Here is a 17,797-nt window from a genome sequence, read left to right as displayed (position 1 = left end):
GATCCCTGCTCCTCTTTGGTCGGCCGACGGTAGCGGCCGTTCATGACAAGGTCATGGCCAAAAGGGGGCTGTCTGTGATGTGACTGTCACATGGTGCTGCTAACTTGCCCGCTTCACCCCGATCCCGAATTGATTCGGCATGCCCCCGTCCCTCGCTCGACTCTTCAACCGCATTGCGATGCGCCTGCTGGTGCCTTGCATCGTCGCGTCGTGTATGCACGCGGCTTGTGCGGCCACGGGGTCGACTGGGGTGTTCGTGATCGAGAATGATCTGGAATCGATTCGCCTTTCGGATCAGGGCGAGCTGCCGTCGGCGCGGCTGCTGGTGGCATCGCCTTCGCAAGCCGACAGCGGCCCGCCCGCTGCGCTGGCACACACAGCGGTCACCACGCGCTCGGCATTTGCAGCTGACCCAAAACTTGCCGCGTTGGTGCAGGCGGCGGCCACTGCACATCGCCTTCCTGCCGCGCTCGTGCAAGCGGTGATCGCGGTCGAATCGGGCTACGCGGCGCGAGCGGTTTCTCCGCGTGGTGCACGCGGGCTCATGCAGCTGATGCCCAGCACGGCAAGGGCATACGGCGTCACTGACCCTTTCGACCCCTACCAAAACATCAATGCCGGCGCGCGGCACTTGCGCAGCCTTCTGGATCAGTTCGGCCAGGACACGCGCCTGGCACTTGCCGCCTACAACGCCGGCGCAGGCGCGGTGATCCGTTACCACCACAGCATTCCGCCTTTTGCAGAAACCACGGCCTATGTGCCGCGTGTTCTGGGGCAACTGGCCCAGCTGCAGAACCCTTCAGCCCTCACCCCACAGACACCATGAACCACTTCCCATTTGATCGACTGACAGCGCTCCTGGTGTTGATGTCTGCCCTGGGGGGATGCGGTGGTGGCGGTGACGACGCACCGGCGCCCGGCAGCAGCACGCCGCTGACCTACCCCAGCTCGGGCCCGTTCGGTTGGACGCTGAAGGCCTCGGGCTCGACCACCGCGCTCAAGCACGGCTTGTCACTCGTTCACCCCAGCCTGCCAGACAACGAGTACGTGATCGAAGTGGCCAGCGAGGCCATCACCGACACGCACATGGTGGTGAGCGGAGTCGTGAACGCCAGCCAGCTCACGGCCACCTCCATTCAGCCCCATGCGCTGGTCTACATTTTCGGCGGCGACGTTCGCAGCGTGCCCATGCAGGCCGACGGTACTGCGCCGCTCACGCACGTGAGGCGCTCACAGACAAGATCGGCCTGCCGCTTCGTCCTGAGTGCGAACGACCACGCCACGCCAGACAACTCCCGTTTCATCGTGTCCACGGCTGGACGAGACGGCACGTGCAGTACCGGCGACGATGGCGTCGCCGAGGTACGCCTGTCCGCAAGCGGCGGGCTCGGCTACACCATACTCAGCGGTGACCGCCCTCTGGATGTATCACGCGACCCGGTCACACTGGCACCGCGGGGTTGGATCTACCCGCGCTCGGTGGAGCTGTGGAGCCCCAGCACCACCCTCACGACCCGCGCCGCCGGCACGGCCGCCATCACCCGCGTGGTGGCCAGCACCTACAACTCGGCGCTGGTGGAAGATGGCACACAACTCAGCGTGATGAGCTTCTCGGGTGCCGCCACGGTGACTGAAACCCCGCTGAACGGCGCCCTCACGGCAGGCAACGGCTGGCAACTGATCGGCTTCGACGCAGAAGCCTTCTACGTTTACGACGGCAACCCAGCCAACACCTTCGCTTCACCCTGGAAGGTACTGAAGATCACCCGCGCCGCCCCCACGGCAACAACACTCGCCAGCGGCACAGGCCTGATCACCATCGCCAGCATGGGTAGCAACGTGCTCTACCTGACAGTGTTCACCGCCACCGACAACCGCCTGGTGCGCGTCAGCAAGCTGAGTGGCACGAGGTTCGAGACGACCTTCCCCATCGATGTCAAACCCTCGGTGCAAACCAGCGCCAACGGCAGGCACCAGCAATGGGTGGTCACGGGTGTTGGCAGCGCAAGCGTGAGCCATGCAATCGACATCGTCGATGAAAGCGGCGCTACGCTCTACTCGGCCGCAGGAGGCTACCCCTTGAGCGTGGCTGAAGCCGGCACCGAGAACTTCAATGTCAGTGAGAGCCGCACGCGCTTCATCTTTGCCCAGGGATTCGGCAACCGCGCTTTCAATGGCGCCACGCTGGTGAGCTACGACACCACCACGGGCACGGCCCGCGAACTCGGCCCCCTGCCAGGGGCCGCCGAGTTCGGCACCGACTTCTCGTTTGCCAGCGCCGTGGGCGGGCCTACCAATTTCGGCGTGGGCTTTGCCACACGTTCCAGCGGAGGCATCTACCAGGCCTCAGGGTCGAAAGTCTTCTCGTTTGACCTCGGTACGGCCAACAGCATGAGAACTGCGACAAACCATTGATGAAGGCGGTGCGCGCCTTGCGATATGCACTGGTCGTGCCTTGCGCGGCCCTCGCCTTGCAGCGTGTGCTGTACGGCAAGGCGTCGGCGTTGCTGCCCAATCTCTCGCGCTACCCGGTCAGCTGCTTCTTCGACACGCTGTACCACCTGAATGAAGGCTGCCAGAAAGCCCACTCAGCAGCAGTCGCGGCCCAGATGCCCCTGGTATTGCCCACCCAACCCTCTGATGCGCGCTGACACCCCCCCTACGCTGATCCAGGTCGTGCCTGAAGGCCAGGGTGGCGTGTTCGACTACCTGCAATGCCTCAAGGCGCAATGGGACGCTCGCGGCCTGAGCTCGCATGTGATCGCCTTGTCCGAGCGGGTGGCGGCAGAGCGCTCGCTGGCCGCGCGCATCGACGCTTGCATCGGCGAGCCCGGCCCCGAGCGTTGTTCGGTCGTGCTGCACTTTTCTGGCTACGGCTACGCCAAACGCGGCGTGTGTTTCTGGCTGCTGGATGAACTGCAAGCCTTGCGCGCAGCCCGCCCGCACACCCTGCGGCTCACGGTGGTGTTTCACGAGTTGTTTGCGAGCGGCCCACCTTGGCGCTCTGCATTCTGGGTCTCAGGGTTTCAGAGGCGCATCGCAACCATGCTGGCCCAGAGGGCCGATGCGGTCTGGACGAACACTCAGAGACACGCAAACTGGCTGCGTCACGAGATCCGCGGCGGCGTCAGCCTGCACCAGCGGGCTGTGTTTTCAAACGTAGGCGAACCACACAGCGTGTCGCCACCGTCGGATAGGGCTGCGCGCGCCGTGGTGTTCGGCCTGTCGTCCACGCGCCAACGTGTCTTCGAAGCGCTGCAGGGCCACGAGGCGGCATTGCAACGGCTGGGCGTTCAAGAGCTGGTCGAGGTCGGCAGCGGCGTGGCAGCAAAGGGCAAGCCGCTTGGCCTTCCCAGCCGTCACCTCGGCCGGCTGGAACAAGCTGAACTCGGGGCGCTGTTGCAGTCGTCTCGCTTTGCCCTGGTCGACTACCCCGCCGACTGCCTGGCCAAATCGGGTGTGTTCGCGGCCTATGCGGCGCATGGCTGTGTGGTGATCGACACCAGCCCGCCTGGCCCCGACTGCGATGGCCTCGTCGGCGGGCGCGACTACTTCTCTTTGCAGACACTGGCCGTCGAGGCCGAGTCGGTTCTTGAAGCCAACACGCTTGAGCTTGCCGCGGCGGGCGCTCACCGCTGGTACAGCGAACACCGTCTGGATCTGCAGGCGACCCAGCTGTGGGCCCTGGCGGCGGCATGAAGCACGACCAGCGCTTCGTCTGGCTCGATCTCGCACGGGGCTTGTGTGCCATCGCGGTGTGCGCAGGGCACCTGCGCAGCGCCATCCTTGTGGATCACACATCCCTGAGCGCAAGCTCGTGGACGCAAAAGCTCTTTTACCTGTCCACCGGCTTCGGCCACCAGGCCGTGATGGTGTTCTTCGTGTTGAGTGGCTTGTTCGTGGGCGGGGCCGTGCTCAGGAACCGAGACACGTTCAACTGGCAGAAGTACGCGATAGCCCGGCTGTCGCGCCTGTGGGTGGTGCTCATCCCGGCGCTCCTTGTCACCGCGCTGGTCGACTGCTGGCTCAGCCGCCATGCCCCCGACGTGCTTGCCGGCAGCCACCGCGCGTTGTGGAACTCGGGCCCCTCGCCCGGTGAGGCTTACTCGGCGAGCTTGTCCACCGGGCTGTTGAATCTTCTGTTCCTGCAAACCATCGTGGCCCCTGTTTTCGGCACCAACGGGCCACTGTGGAGCCTGGCGAACGAGTTCTGGTACTACGTGCTGCTGCCGCTGTGCGCGCTCGCCATCGGTGGGCGTGCGAACGGCGAACCACTTGCTCGGGTCACCCGGTTCACCACCGGGCTGCTGGCCCTGGCAGTGTTGTTCTGGTTGCCGGCCGGTGTTCGTGAAGGCTATTTCATCTGGCTGCTCGGCTTGATCATCTATCGCTTCAGTGGCCAGCTGAGGCCGGCCGCCGCCAGAGCCACCACGGCCGTGGGCCTGTTGCTGTTCGGCGCCGCGCTGGTGTACAGCAAAGTGGGTTCGACTCAATCGGGTTGGGGTGTGCCGGCCGACTTCGTCGTCGGCGGCACGTTCTGCCTGCTGTGCATCGGTCTCGTCAACTTGCGCAGTGAGGCCGTTCCCCGTTCGCTGGCAAGGTGGGCTCATGCATCGTCGGAGTTTTCGTACTCCCTCTACCTGCTGCACTTCCCGCTGGTGCTGTTCATTGCGACCCGGTTCTACGGCACCGCCAAGCTGCCGCCCGATGCCCAAGGGTTGCTCCAATTCGGTTTGTGGCTGCTTGTGTTGCTGCTGCTCGGCGCCTTGTTCTGGTACTTGTTCGAGCGAAGAACCGATGCGATTCGCCGCTGGGTCACGCTCAAGGTGGAGCGACCACCGCTCACGCCCCGCCCTTCGCCATGAAGCGTCTTTTTGCCAAAGCCATTTTTCGCCTGCGGGCCAACGCTCGCCTCTATGTGGCCGATGCCCTGCGCACCGCGTACTGGCGTGCGCAAGGCATGAACATCGGCCGGGGGACGACGCTACCCAGGGTCCACGTGACTTGGCCTCACCAGGTGTCCCTGGGCAGCAACTGCTCCCTCGAACACGACGCCTATTTCAAGTTCGACGGCATCTACCAACCGGGGCCGAGCTTGAGGTTCGGCGACACGGTGTTCATCGGTACCGGCTGCGAATTCAACATCCGGGTCGGCATCAGCGTGGGTGCCAACACCCTGATCGCGTCGGGCTGCCGCTTCGTGGACCATGACCATGGGTTCTCGTCGCGTGCCATCCCGATGGGGCAACAGGCGGACGGTGCCGAAGCGCCCATCGTCATCGAAGACGACGTCTGGATCGGTGCCAACACGGTGGTGCTCAAGGGCGTCACCATCCGCCGTGGCGCGGTGGTCGCGGCGGGGTCTGTGCTCACCCGTTGCGTGGGTGCCTATGAAATCTGGGGCGGCGTGCCTGCCAAGAAGCTCAAAGACAGGCCCGACGCATTCACATTGACTCTGGCACCCGTACCGGGCGAGCCGATGGCCACCGAAGCGACACCCACCGGCGCTCGATGAAGAGGTGAAACACGATGGCTGCAACGATGCAGCACAGCAAGGCCACCACGAAAGTGATCAATGCGCCCACGGCACCGCGCAAGCCCAGCGCCATTGCCACCTTGCAAACCAGGCTGATCACCGGGTAGTGCAACAGGTACAAGACATAGGACGAATCGCTCAAAAGCTTGACCCACGCCGAGTTGCGCTCGGGGGGCCGGCCATCTTCACAGTTCGTCAGGGCCAACAAGATCACGCAGGCCAACGAGGTGAAGGCCAGGCTGGAGTCGGCGATCCAGTCAACGGCGGGGTTTTCGTGCGAAAGCACCGCGACCAAGAGATAGGCCGCCACCGCGCCCCATGCGACCAAGCTCGCATTTTTCATGGGCGGCAAACGTTGCGACAACCAGGCCGTTGCTGCGCCAAAGGCGAAGTACAGCAAGTAGCCCGCGGACAAAAACTCACCATAGAACCCACATTGCCACTGCGAGCAGGCCACCGCGTTGGCAGCCAGCAACAGGCTCAGCATCAGCCCCAGTGCACGATTGAAGATCCATGTGGCCACCACCAGGTAGGAGACCACCTCGTAGTGCAGCGTCCAGGCGGCGACGATGACCGGCGCGCCCGTGGGCCACCGTGCGTTCGGGTATTGCGGGATCAACATCCATGTCTTGAGCATCTGCCACGGGTCATGGGGAATCACCTCGCGCAGGCTGGGGAAGAAGATCGCGGGCAGCATCACCAACAACAGGATGAGCCAGAACGAGGGGTACAAGCGGACGAAACGCTTCTTCAGAAAGGGCCAGACCTTGCCCGGTTGATCGACGCTCTTCGCATAAGCCAGTGTCAGGACGAAGCCGCTGAGCACGAAGAAGAAAGGCACGCGTGCGCCCCCAAAGCCGAAAATCTTCGCGAAGAAATTAAAGTGAAAGTAGCGCACAAGCGCGAGGGTGCCGCTCAGGTGGTAGAGCACTACGCAGATCGCCAGGATCGCGCGCACCGAATTGAGTGACCAGTACATGCGTGTCAGGCAAGCGCAGTCACATGGCCAGCAATGCCGCGCGCAGGTCAGTAGCGATGCGCAGGCCCAAGTACCCGAACCCCACCGGGTTCGGGTGCACACCGTCAGCAGACAGGTAAAGATCGCCGTTGCCCGTGCCGTTGGGAGCCGCGCTGGTGCCGGTTCCGGTCTGCCACGGCCCGGTCGGCGCAGCGCTGGCACCAGCGCTGTTGACCCAGCTGCCGACCAAGTTGTCGATGAAGATCCAAGGCCCGCCGACCGACTGCAAAGCCGCCTTGATGGTGTCGGCCTTCGAGCGATCCATCACGGCGGTTGAGAAGGTCGAGTTCGGTGACCAAGGGCCGAGTGCCGCCAGCACCGCAAGCGGCAGCTGGCGGCGCAGTTCGATGTAGTAGGCCGTGACGCTGGCGTTGAAACTCGCGAGCGCGTCGGCTGCAGTGGCAAACGGCGGAATGGCAAACGCGTTGTTGTCATTGATGCCGCCGGCGGTGATGAATAAATCCGGCTGGGCATCAACGATGCTCGGCAAGCGGGCGAGAAATGTGTTTCCCGCAGCCCCGTTGATGCCCCCATTGCGCCCATAGCCGGTGCCACCGCCCGCGTCGAGGTCAAGGTGCGGAATGCCCAGCCGGGCGGCGGCCTCGTAGAACGCTCCGCCCAGCCAATCGGGGCCCGCACCGCCGCCATAAGAATCGGCCATCACCGCCACCGAGGGTTCGCTCGATCTATCCCACGGCCGCAGCGAGTCTTGCGGGCCGATCACGAGGGCCGCGGGGCCGCGCGCCGAGACGCCATAGACCGAGATGTGTCGCGTCGCCGCGCTGCCGAAATCAAAACGCACAAGGGCGTTGGGGGCCGACAGCCGAAGGCCCGGCACACCAGCGCGCAGTTCAGCGTTGACGATGCCTGGCGCCATGTACTTCCCGTCGGCAATCAGCGTCACCCAAACGTTGTCACCTGCGAACAAGATTTCAAACGCGGCGCCGTCGAAGATGAAATGCAGGCCGCAGATGCCGTTGCTGTCGACCGTGGCCGACGCGCGATAGGGCAAGGCCACGGGGTAGATGATGTCGTTACCACTTTTGCCGGGGAACCCGCCATGCAGCTCCCAGCGGTCGCGCCGATGGCCCCATACCTGAGGCACGGTCATCAGCGTTTGCAGTCTGGGGTTGACCAACGGCGGGTAGAACACCGCGCCAGAGCCCAGCGACGAAACATCCGCATCGGCCGCCCCCTGCAAAACTTCAACCGGGGCGTTCGCGGCGGTGAGCGCCGGGCGCTGCAATCCCGCCTTCAAACGATCGAGCGACGTGGGCGCCGGGGGGGCTGGCGGTGGCGGCGCAGGGGCATCGCCCCCACCCCCGCATGCGGAAAGCATGGTGGCCGTGGCGCCCGGCGCCAGCGTCAAGGCACCGAGACGCTTCAGCACGGTGCGACGCGAGGCATGCGCCTCCGTCTTCTGCATGTCGGCACCGGCGGTAGAGAGTTTGCGAATGTCGAGGGTCATGGCAAGGTTCTCCGGGATTCAAACGCCAAGACGCGCTGGTAGGTGCCGAGGTAACGCTCGATCGCATCGGTGGCGTCGAAGCGCTGTGCGCTGGCACATGCCTGGCCGGCGACATGCTCGCGCTCGGCCTCCGACCGGCTGAGCACGTCAATCAGTTGGCGTGCTCCGCCCTCGGCCCAAGCCGCAACGTCGTCGGCGAACATCAGCCGCGGCAGATAAGTAGCGACGTCGGCACCGACCTCGGTCATCGGCGCCTCGTCGGTGGTGATGACCGGGCAGCCGCAGGCCAGGGCCTCGGCAATCGGCCAACCAAAGCCTTCGGCCAGGCTGGGGAACAGCAGCGCCCGGGCATGCGAATACAGCGCTTCGACCGTGTCGTTTCCCAAGCCGCTGGCGAAGCGCACCTCGGCCTGCGGCGGCACGTGCAAGAGCGCGGCTTGCACGCCCGCACTCGGTGGCGGCGAGACCAGCCACAGTGGCAGCGGCGTGTCACCCCTTGCCACTACGGCCCGCGCATACGCCGCGTACAGACGCACCACACCGGCGCTGTTTTTGTACCACTGGCCTCCGCCGATGTGCAGCAGGCAACCGCGCGCATCGGGTGTCAGACCGGCTTGCTGCAGCACCTGCCGTGCCGCATCGGATGCCAGGCGGCGGTAAGGGTGGTTCAGCCCGTTGTAGATGACCTCCGAGGTCACGGGCGTCACGCCGCCGTAGCGGTGCAGGTCATCGCGCGACTGGTGCGATATCGAGATGAAGTGGCGCGCCTGGCGAAAGCCCCGGCGGATGTAGCGCTGGTACACCTGCCCGCTGAGTGAGGTCGGGTTCTCCGGGATCTCGCCGAGCGCCGAACGCAAGGCCAGCAGGTCGTGACAATGCACGACATGCGGCCGGTCAGCAGCGTGTGGAACCCACGGCCCCAGCGCCTGGTCACAAAAAACGTACAAGGTGTCGCGGGGGTCGCGCCGCATCGCGGCCCGCATCTGCCGCGGGAACAGCAGGTACTGGTCGACATAGCCCGCCCATTTCGACCAGCGCCCGGTGGGCACCCGCCCATGCACCCAACCATCGGGCTGTCGCAGCGCCACTTGGTGGCCGCGCGCGCGAAACGCCTCGGCCAGCATGCGCGCAAAGTGCGCCTGGCTGTGCGAGCCGAGGAACGCCGGGTGGGTGTAGAGCACGAGGTTCACGCCGCACCCTGGCCACGCGCCCAGCGCAGCGGAGCTAGCCGCTGGGGCAACAGCGGCAGCAAGCAGGCCAGCGCACCTTTCAAGGTGGGCATGGCGCTCAGCGAGCGCGCCGCGTAGCGCAAGCAATCGGCACGCCGGCCACCGGCCCAGGAGCGCGTGGCGCAGTCGTAGAAACCCAAGGCCGCTTTTCGCTTGGCCTCGGGCCGAATGGTGGCGAATCGCACATCGCTCGCCACGCTGTGCCAGCAGGCGGCGGCCCCGCTCAGCCAGGCGATGCCGCCCTGGGCACTGAGGCTGGTCTCGTGGGCACGCCAGGCGCTGAGCCGCTCACGCACATACCAAGCCCCTTGGCCACCGCAGCACAGCAGGTAGGTCAACCACAGGTCGTAGGCCGGCCCGGCCTGTGCGGGCAGCTCGGCCGGCAGGGCTGCGCGGCGAAACACGGCACCCATCGCCATAGGAATCACCTGCTCGGCCAGCAGCCGCTCAAAAGGCCGATGCATGCCTTCGGCCAGCGCAGAGCGGCCCCACGCCCGCGAGTTGTGCTCGCTTTCGCTTTCGAGCCGACGGCCCGCGCCATCAATCACCCAGTGGTCACAGAACGCCAGCGTGGCCTCGGGTTCGCGCTCCAGCACGCCGACCAGGCGTTCGACGAAATGTGGCGCCAGCCAGTCGTCGTGGTTCAGCACCGCGATGTACCGCCCTTGGGCACGGCCAAACGACACCCAGTGGTTGCGCGCTACCCCCAACGCCGGCGCGTTGTGGCAGTAGCGCACCCGCGGGTCGCGGAACGACTCGACCAGACGGCGCAAACGCTGGTCAGGCGAATCATCCGACACGATCACCTCGATCTCCTGCACGGTCTGCGACAGCGCGCTGCTAATGGCTGCAGAGAGGTGTTCCGCGCGCGATCGGTAGGCGGCAATGACGATGCTCACGAGCGGGGTTTGCATGTCGCACCCCTTACGCTGCAACGGCCAGGGCGGCGACGCGCTCCGACGGTGAAAGCTGCTCGCCCGGCGCGAGAGCGGCTTCGCAGCTCAGCACAAACTGAAAGCCGAACAACCCAGGGAAGCGCCCCAGCGCCCAGCGGTCGATCGCCCGACCGAGCGTAGGCCCACACCAGCGTGAGAGCGGAAAACCGCCATCTGCGTTGCGCTCGAGCACCTGGAACCCCGCCTCGCGCACCAGTTGCTCGGCACTGTGCCAGTCGAAGAAGCGGACGTGGGTGCGATCCATCAACCCTCCGTCGGTGTAGCGAAAGTGCCCACGCATAAACTGAAACCGCTGCTTCCAGAACAGCACGTTGGGCAGCGCGACGACGAGGCGGCCGCCGGGCCGCAAGCAGGCACGCAGGCGCGACAGCACCTGCTGCGGCGCATGCAGGTGCTCCAGCACGTGCGAGCAGACGATGCAATCGAACTCGCCCAACACGCTCGGGTCGAAGTTGTTCAGGTCTGCAACGTCGACGCGGTCGAGCTGTTGGCGAGCCACCTGCGCTTCGGCTTGCGCGTAGGTCACACCCACAACCGTGCATGGTGTTCTGTGCTTGACGGCGGCACCGAAGGCCCCACCACCGCAGCCCACGTCCAAAACGCGATCGACACGTTGTGGCACGCGCGCCAGCACCGCTGAATTCACTGACTGATAAATCATGAGGCCCTTGTTCTTCTCGGGTCGGTCACCCTGGCACACATCGCCAGCTCGGCCCGGTGTTTGCGCCATGTTCGGCCAACAACGTGACACTTTGACGAGCCCCACCACAGCCCGTCGGGTGGGCCTTCACGAAATATTCAGGTGGGCAGGGGCGGAAGCGTCGCGGGCATCGCCTTGCGTTGCTGATGCCGCCTGAGTTGCGATTGAAAGTAAACAAAGGCAACCACGGTGCTGACCAAGCCGGTGGCGGTGTTGATCATGAAGCTGCCCCGCACGCTGGACACGTCCACCCAGCTCGCGGCGGCAGCCGTGGCCACCACCCCGGTCGAGACCGTCCACCCAATGGGCAAGACCCAACCGCGCGCGCAGCCGATGCTGTAGAGCGTGCCACCCCAGGCGGCAAAGGTCGAGGCAACGACCATCCACATCAGCTCGGTGTGCAGCGCTGCGTAGTTGCCACCCAAGACCCACAGAATGGGCCCGGGTATCACCACAGTCACCCCACACAGAAACGCCATCAGCGCTGCGTAGAAGACGTTGACCCCGACAAAGCCGGCGCGCAGCTCGGCATGGCCGTCTTGGCGCGCAAAGTAAGGCAACACCAAGGCGGCCGACACCGCAGAAATGACCGTGAACAACGCGCCCAGCCGGCTGAGCGCACCGACCTCCGCCACGCGCTCGGCGCTGCCGAAAACGCCGATCAGCCACAGCGCCAGCTGGCTGCTGAGAACGAAATAGACCGAGTTGGGCGCCTGCTTCCACAGGTGGTCTCTCAATGCTGGCGCCTGCACGCCGGCGGCGCGGGCAGGCAGCTCCAGCTTTGCATCCATGTAGCGGCTCAACATGACGAAATAGGCCGCCGCCGCCGCCGCGTTGACGAGGCAGGCCACCGTCGCATCCAGCGTCAACCAGGTCGCCGCCATCAGCAGCGCGAGCTTGACAAGGTTCACGCCGAGATCGAGTTTTTGCTGCAGCCCGACATGGCCCAGCAGCCGCGCAATCGACAGGGCCACACCGGCCCGAACATTCAGCACCGCCGTGGCGATGATCAAGACCGTGAGGGCAGCCACCTGCCAGGGCGCCGCGTGTTGACGCAGCAGCAACCACGCAAAGCACGGCGCCAGCACGCTCAAGGCCACCCAGGCGAGGCGGCGGTGCAAGGCATAGGCATCGGCCACCAGGTGGCCGAGCGCCCCGCGCCGTCCGCCCAGGCGACCGCCGACCGCCATCGTGGCCGTGATCAGGCCCAAGTCACTCAAGATCGCCGCGATACTGGTCATGCTGATGGCCAGCGTGTAGTAGCCGTACTGGTTTTGCGCGAGGTGACGCACCAGCAGAATGCCCGCGGCAAAGCCGATCAATTGCACAGCCAATTGGGTGGAGGCAAACCCCATCAACCGGGCCACGCGTTGGCGCGTGATCAGCGCCTTCACCAGCGCCTCCGCGCGGCGCGCAGCGGGGCCTCGGCCCGCGCCGAACGCGGCACCGGAGCACGCGACAACCAGCGTGGCCGCTCCAGACGTAGCGGCTTCGCGCGGGCCGGCACGCTGACCTTCAGTGACGCCAAGGCCTCACGCGACGCCGCGATGCACAGCCCCATGAACAACCAGCCGTATACGTTGATCGATCCGTTTCCCGTGATCTGGCCCAGCACCACCACGTACATCGCGTACGAAAACAGCATCATCGGCAACGGGTCCGAGACACGGCGCGTGGCCAGCAGCACCATGCGCGTCAGCCATACCACCAGCGCCACGCGGTAGACGATGAACAGCATGCCCAAGGTCGGCCCCAAGTCGACCATGTGCCGCGAGAAATCGGTTTCGGCCAGATCCCAAGGCTTGATGCCGTCAACCATGGCGCCCAGCCGGTTGCTCGCATTGCCACCGAAGCCCAAGCCATAGCCCAGCGCCGGTGTGTCTTCAACCAGGCGCAAGAAGTCGACAAAGCCATACAGCGCCCGCCCGAACACACCGCCTTCGAAGCCGCGCGATTCATAGGCGTCCGCCGAGTTCCAGCGCTGAACGAAAGCATCGAACCCCTCGGGAAAGACGATGGGGTACAAAACAATCGCCGCCATGGCCAGTGCGGCAGGCAGCGCCAACGCCTTGGCCTTCAAAGCGGCGCCACGGCCCAGCAGGCCAAGCGCCAGGGCAAACATCGCAATCATGCCGGTCTGCAGCATGGTTCCCCGGCTGCCGCTCAGGGCCACGCAGCTCAGAATCCCCGCTCCCGCAGGCAGCAAGATGAGCCAGCCCACCTTGCGCTGTTTCGCGGGCGCGACCAAGAACGCGAGCAAGAACGCAAAGGCTGTGGTGACGAACTGCTGCTGCCCGGCGTTGGAGGTGAACGGGCCGGCCGGGCGCACGTGGGTGGAGGTCACGAACATGCCCTTGAACTTGAGTTCGGCCTCTTCAGCCGTACCCACGTTGATGGGCGCGTCGATGGGTGCAAAGAATTGCAAGATCACCAACACACCGATGGGCACGGCCAGCAGCAAGGTGATGCGTGCGAAGCGCTGCAAGTCGGCAGACCTGAACTGCTCTCCCACCAAAAATGCCAGCGGGATGTAGAAGAAGTAGCTGCGCCAACCGTAGATGCCGAGCAGCACACGGTACTCACTGAAACTGCCCGTCATGATTTGCGCCCCCAGCAGCAAGGCGCCGAAGCCACACATGAACACCGCCAACATGAAGTAGTAGTTGTTGCGCGGCCAGAGCCCGCGGCGCGTGGCGAGCAGGTAGGCATAGAGCAGAAAGGGGTCGCGGATGAAAAAGATGAATTGGCTGAACTGTGGGAAGGCGTACTTGCGCAGCGCACCTTCGAAGATCGCCAGCAGGTAGATCACCAACACCACGGTCACCAGGCGCTTGCGTGCCGGCTCATTTGCGCCAACCGGCGTTGCCATGAGCGGAGTTGAAGAGTGCACAAGGTTCATGACAAGAGCGGCCGTCGCTGCGAACCGACTGCCGAGCAGTGACGCTCAGGCGCGCTTTGGTTTCTTTTGATGTTCTTTCCGATTCGCGAGCGATGGCAATGCGGCCCGTCTGCGCTCGAAGGGCTGACGTACCAAGGCCGCTATGAACTGTAGCCACCAAATATTGCGGTTTGGCGTCAACGGCCGTATGCACCCAGATGTCGCAGGCCCACGTCGAACCGTCACACGGCCTTCCTAACATGTTGCGCATGAAGGATGCTGCGCAGCCCCGTACCCTGGTCGTTAACTTCAACGCGCCCGAACTGAACCAACTGGCACAAGCCTTGTGCCAACGCGAAATGCTGGAGGCCTATGTGCGGCCCTACGTCAACAAGGGCCGCGCTTGGGAGCGCGCCTTGTCAGCCGTCCCCTGGGCTGGGCAAATCTACGGCAGCACTTTTGGCCGACGACGCATGACCGACCCGGCACTTGCCGGGCTCACCCGCGAGGCGGGTGTCTGGCCCGACCTGTGCGCCGCAGCGATCAGCCGACTGCATGTGCTGCCGCCGGCCACCCGCCACCGCTGGGCGAACCAGCACTACATGTCGGTGCGTGAAGCAGTCGCCCAATCGGCTCGCCGCCACGCGGCCCACGCCGACTGCGTGGTGGCTTACGAAGGCTTTGCACTGCCCGCCTTCCAGGCGGCCCAGTCGCAACGCACAGCCGTGCTGAACTACCCGGTAGCCCACCACCGCGAGCGGCGCCGCATCCGGCTCGAGGAGAACGAGCGCGAACCCGAATTCGCCGTGACGTGGCCCGACTTCGACGATTGGCCCGACGGCCACGAAGAAAGGTTGGACGAAGAGATCCGCCTCGCTGACGCGGTGTTGGTGGGGTCGAGCTTTGTTGCCGACAGCTTCGTGGCGCAAGGCATTGCGCGCGAGAAGATGTGGACGGTGCCCTACGGCGTCGACCTGCAGACGTTCACCCCAAGCCCCCAGGTAACACCGGCAAGCGAGTTCAAGGTCATCTATGCCGGGCAGTTGACCCAGCGCAAGGGCTTGTCTTACCTGCTGCGCGGCTACCGCCGCTTCGCACGCGCCGACACACGCCTCACCCTGGTGGGCAGCGTGGTCGGCAGTGACCTGCCTTTGCAGCCCTACCGCGCGCTCATCGAACACGTCACGCACCAGACGCGCCCGGCCCTCGCCGCCTTGTATCGCAACAGCCACGTCTTCGTCTTGCCCACCTTGGTCGAGGGCATGCCGCTCGTCGTACTGGAGGCCATGGCCTGCGGGCTGCCGGTGATCGTGACCGCCAACGGCCCCGGTGACCTCGTGCGCGATGGCATCGATGGGTTCGTGATTCCCGAGCGCGATGAAGAAGCGGTGTGCGATCGACTCGAGCGCCTGTATCGCGACCCGGCCCTGCGCATCGAAATGGGCCGCCAAGCCGCACGGCGCGCACTCGAGTTTGGCTGGGGCACCTACACCGGCAAGGTTTGCGACGCCCTGGCCCGCCTGCAACGCGCAACACCATCGCGCAAATCCCAACTCGCCACCGCATGAGCCGGCGGGCGCGGCACGAAGGTACTCCAATGAGCGTGCGTTGGGCCTGGGCGGCCGCACTGTGGTGGGCAAGTGGCGTTTGGGCAGGGCCTGTCGAAGCGGCCGCCACGCCAGGCCTTGCACAGATCAGCTTCTCGCTGCCACGCGCCGCCACCACCAGCGCCGGCGTCTATGCAACCGACGGCCGCCTGCTGCGCACGCTGTGGCGCGGCGAGCCTTTGACCGCTGGCTCGCATCAGCGAAGCTGGGACGGGCTGGATGACAGCGGTCAACCCGTGCCTTCCGGCGAGTACGAAGTCAAACTCATCCACCACCACATGCGCTACGTGTGGGAGGGGGTGATCGGCAACAGCTCGGCGACGGTGAGCGACGACCAGGTACACCGGGCCTACCTGCCGCCCACAAGCATCGTGATCTCGGGCCGCAAGGCGATCTACGCCGTGGGCTTCAATGAGCAGCAGGATGGGCTGCATGGCTTCGATTTGACAACGCCCGAGCGCGACACCCGACCCTTCCCTTCCAAGGACACGTTTGTGTCGTACGCCATGGTCGCCGTGGACGCGACCCGGCTTTACTGGGCCAACGTGGGCGGGCTCATACGCACGAACTTCGTCGGCGCCTTTGATCTTCAGAGCGCCCAGCCGAGCGCCTTCGCCGCCGGGGTACCGATTTGCCTGAATCGCCGACCCAACTCCACTGCGTGTTACGAGCAACAGCAATACCGGGGCGTCATCGATTTGCACACCGAGCCTTCCGAAGCGCCAACCGGCATCGCAGTGCAGGCGCAAGGTCGGGTGCTGGCGGTGGCACACGGCATGCGCGATGTGATTCGGCTGTTCGACAAACACAGCGGCGAGCTGCTGCAAGAGATGACCGTGCCCTTGGCTGGCAAGGCACTGAACCAGATCGCCATGTCGGCCGACGGTGACTTGTGGCTCATCTCGGGCGATACCGTGCTGCGCTACACCGACCTCGACCACGTGCCGAGGCAGGTGGCCACCCTGAGCGGCCTCACCCGGCCGCTGGCGCTGGCGGCCCACCCCACCGACAGCGGCGTGCTGTGGGTGGCCGAAGGCGGCGCTCGCCAGCAGTTGCGGCGCTTTGACCCGCAGGGCCGGCCCGACTTCGTGATCGGCCGAATCGGCGGCTACGGCACCGACCCCGAGGTCCAGCCCGACAAGCTCTGCTTCAAGACGCGCGAGGGTCGTGAGCAAACGTCCATGGCGGTGGGCCCTGAGCAAACGCTGTGGGTGATCGACACCTGCAACAACCGCATGCTGCGATTTCGAACCAGCGATGCGACGCTCGCGCAAGGCACGGCGCGCAGCGACGCCCAAGTGGCCTACCTGCCCGGCGTCTACACATCGACCGTGGATCACGGTGCACCGCATCGCGTGTTCGCCAACTTTCTGGAATTCGAAGCCCCTACCCGCACCCCCTGGGGGGCCGGCCGACCCTGGAAACTGGTGCGCAACTGGTTGGGCGGGCTGCCCCTCACGCTGGCGGACCAGTACGCCTTCAACGCCGCCTTCGGTGGACTCCTTTCGGTTGAGACCTTCGCCAACGGGCGCACCTACGGCCTGATGATGGTCAACAGGCGCCAGGTCATAGTCGAGCTACCCGCCACGGGGCCGCTGCGGGTGGTGCGCGCCTTTGGTGCGCCTTTGCCGGGCACCACCTACAAGGTGCTGTATGAGAACGGCGACCTCGGCTACGCGCTCACCGGCCCCCGAACGCAGACCTCGATGCGCTTGCCGCGAGCCGGCTTCGATGCCGCGGGCGACCCCGTGTGGTCAAACGAACCGCTGGTGCTAGCGAGCGTGCCCACGCTGGATGGCACGCCTTACTTCCGCGGCGGTGCCATGGGCATGCCGCCACGCTTTCCCCTCACCGGCTCGGGCAAGGTGATCTTCTTCGACTCATCGATCAGGGGCAACGAAGGCTTTCATCTCGGTGCGGCTGAGCGGGGCGGGCAGCGCTGGCTCTGGCAAGCCAGCCCGACCGCCGCCCTGGATGGCAAGGGCAGTTACCAGACCAAGGCCATCGACGCCTCGTTGCAATACGGCGGCAACGCGGTGTGGGCCCATGGGCGTCACGTCGTCTACGGCTACCACGGCGAGTTCTACAAAGACATGCGCAGCGGCCAGGTCGGCCAGGCGAGCCAGTTCATGCATTTCGACGAGTCGGGCCTCTTTATCGGCCAATTCGGCACAAGCATCGTTCCGCCCACCGCGCCGGTGCAGCCAGGCATGAGCGGCAACGCCTTCAGCCCTACGCTCGTTCGCATCGACGATCAGCTCTACCTGTATCACAACGACGAATCGGCGCACGCGGGTGTGCACCGCTGGCGCCTCGAAGGCTGGAATGACGTGCGCGATTTGAGCGGGCGGGGCCAACGGGGCGGCACCATTGTCCTGCGCTGATACCACGCGGCCGAGTCTTCC

General features: G+C 65.3%; 15 protein-coding genes. 8 read left to right on the top strand and 7 right to left on the bottom strand.

The genetic code is table 11. The annotated features are described in order from the left end of the window. The first annotated feature begins 139 nt into the window (after nt 1-139). Genes AC30QB_RS22020 through AC30QB_RS21995 form a run of 6 tightly spaced genes read left to right on the top strand, consistent with a single transcriptional unit; the run spans nt 140 to nt 5,515 of the window. Nucleotides 140-826, top strand: a complete 687-nt coding sequence (locus tag AC30QB_RS22020) for a lytic transglycosylase domain-containing protein (protein WP_489548419.1) — start codon at nt 140-142, stop codon at nt 824-826. Next, the gene (locus AC30QB_RS22015) at nt 823-2,415 is read left to right on the top strand and encodes a hypothetical protein (protein WP_489548418.1); all 1,593 of its coding nucleotides are present in this window, start codon (nt 823-825) and stop codon (nt 2,413-2,415) included. Before AC30QB_RS22020 ends, AC30QB_RS22015 begins: the two co-directional genes overlap by 4 nt. Continuing rightward, entirely contained in the window at nt 2,415-2,651 is a 237-nt protein-coding gene (locus AC30QB_RS22010; RefSeq protein WP_489548417.1) for a hypothetical protein, read from the top strand. Before AC30QB_RS22015 ends, AC30QB_RS22010 begins: the two co-directional genes overlap by 1 nt. Beyond that, nucleotides 2,641-3,699 carry a hypothetical protein gene (locus AC30QB_RS22005; RefSeq protein ID WP_489548416.1) on the top strand — a complete coding sequence of 353 codons (1,059 nt, stop codon included), beginning with the start codon at nt 2,641-2,643 and terminating at the stop codon, nt 3,697-3,699. Before AC30QB_RS22010 ends, AC30QB_RS22005 begins: the two co-directional genes overlap by 11 nt. Next, a complete protein-coding gene (locus AC30QB_RS22000; protein WP_489548415.1) occupies nt 3,696-4,865 on the top strand; it encodes an acyltransferase family protein in 1,170 nt (389 codons plus the stop codon). The genes AC30QB_RS22005 and AC30QB_RS22000 overlap by 4 nt, the downstream gene beginning before the upstream one ends. Then, nucleotides 4,862-5,515, top strand: a complete 654-nt coding sequence (locus tag AC30QB_RS21995) for an acyltransferase (protein ID WP_489548414.1) — start codon at nt 4,862-4,864, stop codon at nt 5,513-5,515. Before AC30QB_RS22000 ends, AC30QB_RS21995 begins: the two co-directional genes overlap by 4 nt. Here AC30QB_RS21995 and AC30QB_RS21990 read toward each other — a convergent pair. The 7 genes from AC30QB_RS21990 to AC30QB_RS21960 form a co-directional block, all read right to left on the bottom strand. After that, nucleotides 5,445-6,515 (bottom strand): acyltransferase family protein, encoded by a 1,071-nt coding sequence (locus tag AC30QB_RS21990; RefSeq protein WP_489548413.1) that lies wholly within the window; start codon nt 6,513-6,515, stop codon nt 5,445-5,447. The two genes, AC30QB_RS21995 and AC30QB_RS21990, sit on opposite strands and share 71 nt — an antisense overlap. 19 nt (nt 6,516-6,534) lie before the next feature. After that, nucleotides 6,535-8,022, bottom strand: a complete 1,488-nt coding sequence (locus AC30QB_RS21985) for an SGNH/GDSL hydrolase family protein (protein ID WP_489548412.1) — start codon at nt 8,020-8,022, stop codon at nt 6,535-6,537. Beyond that, the gene (locus AC30QB_RS21980) at nt 8,019-9,212 is read right to left on the bottom strand and encodes a glycosyltransferase (RefSeq protein ID WP_489548411.1); all 1,194 of its coding nucleotides are present in this window, start codon (nt 9,210-9,212) and stop codon (nt 8,019-8,021) included. Before AC30QB_RS21980 ends, AC30QB_RS21985 begins: the two co-directional genes overlap by 4 nt. Beyond that, nucleotides 9,209-10,165, bottom strand: coding sequence for a glycosyltransferase family 2 protein (locus AC30QB_RS21975; RefSeq protein ID WP_489548410.1), 957 nt, complete (start codon nt 10,163-10,165; stop codon nt 9,209-9,211). Before AC30QB_RS21975 ends, AC30QB_RS21980 begins: the two co-directional genes overlap by 4 nt. A gap of 10 nt (nt 10,166-10,175) precedes the next feature. Beyond that, complete coding sequence (locus AC30QB_RS21970; RefSeq protein ID WP_489548409.1) at nt 10,176-10,868, bottom strand: class I SAM-dependent methyltransferase; 693 nt, start codon at nt 10,866-10,868, stop codon at nt 10,176-10,178. Between the two features lie 137 nt (nt 10,869-11,005). After that, nucleotides 11,006-12,301, bottom strand: a complete 1,296-nt coding sequence (locus AC30QB_RS21965; protein ID WP_489548408.1) for a lipopolysaccharide biosynthesis protein — start codon at nt 12,299-12,301, stop codon at nt 11,006-11,008. Then, nucleotides 12,298-13,776, bottom strand: coding sequence for a hypothetical protein (locus AC30QB_RS21960; protein ID WP_489548407.1), 1,479 nt, complete (start codon nt 13,774-13,776; stop codon nt 12,298-12,300). Before AC30QB_RS21960 ends, AC30QB_RS21965 begins: the two co-directional genes overlap by 4 nt. Nucleotides 13,777-14,045: 269 nt before the next feature. On the opposite strand from AC30QB_RS21960, the gene AC30QB_RS21955 reads away from it, so the two are divergent. Both AC30QB_RS21955 and AC30QB_RS21950 read left to right on the top strand, forming a co-directional pair. Beyond that, a complete protein-coding gene (locus tag AC30QB_RS21955) occupies nt 14,046-15,353 on the top strand; it encodes a glycosyltransferase family 4 protein (RefSeq protein WP_489548406.1) in 1,308 nt (435 codons plus the stop codon). A 29-nt stretch (nt 15,354-15,382) separates the two neighbouring features. Continuing rightward, entirely contained in the window at nt 15,383-17,776 is a 2,394-nt protein-coding gene (locus AC30QB_RS21950) for a FlgD immunoglobulin-like domain containing protein (RefSeq protein ID WP_489548405.1), read from the top strand. Nucleotides 17,777-17,797 lie beyond the last annotated feature (21 nt).

Origin of the sequence: Rhizobacter sp., assembly GCF_046595475.1 — a bacterium.
Lineage (GTDB): Bacteria > Pseudomonadota > Gammaproteobacteria > Burkholderiales > Burkholderiaceae_C > Rhizobacter.
The sequence above is the reverse complement of the archived record's forward strand: the minus strand, read 5'-3'. Positions and strand labels throughout refer to the sequence as shown.